Genomic DNA, 453 nt, shown 5'->3' with positions numbered 1-453 from the left:
CTCTACCAGCAGGGCGTGAACGGCAACGATCCGGTGAACGGCAACTACGGCACCAACATGCTGCCGAACTTCGCCAACTTCATCAACGCGCCGGCCGGCTCCGCGCTGCAGACGCGCGGCAACGCGGTGCGCACCCTGGTCGACCTCAAGAACGACGTGCTGGCCAACCAGCTGCCGCAGGTCTCCTGGCTGTGCCCGCCGGCGATCTATTCCGAGCACCCGAGCTACACGCCGGCCTACGGCGCGACCTACATCGCCCAGATCCTCGACGCGCTGACCGCGAACCCGGATGTGTGGAGCAAGACCGCCTTCTTCCTGATGTACGACGAGAACGACGGCTTCTTCGACCACATCGCCCCGCCGCAACCGCCGACCAACCGCGCCCAGGGCCTGTCGAAGGTGAACGTGAGCGCCGAGATCCACAACGTGGTGAACCCGCTGCGCGGCGGCAGC

At 66.7% G+C, this 453-nt stretch carries 1 protein-coding gene; it reads left to right on the top strand.

Annotation, left to right across the window (positions count from 1 at the left end):
* The coding region (locus HW466_RS31420) for an alkaline phosphatase family protein (protein WP_279610404.1) at positions 1–453 on the top strand (453 nt) is incomplete at both ends.

Origin of the sequence: Burkholderia territorii (assembly GCF_902833055.1) — a bacterium.
GTDB classification, from domain to species: domain Bacteria; phylum Pseudomonadota; class Gammaproteobacteria; order Burkholderiales; family Burkholderiaceae; genus Burkholderia; species Burkholderia territorii.
Note: the sequence above shows the minus strand (reverse complement) of the source record. Positions and strands in the feature narration are given on the sequence as shown.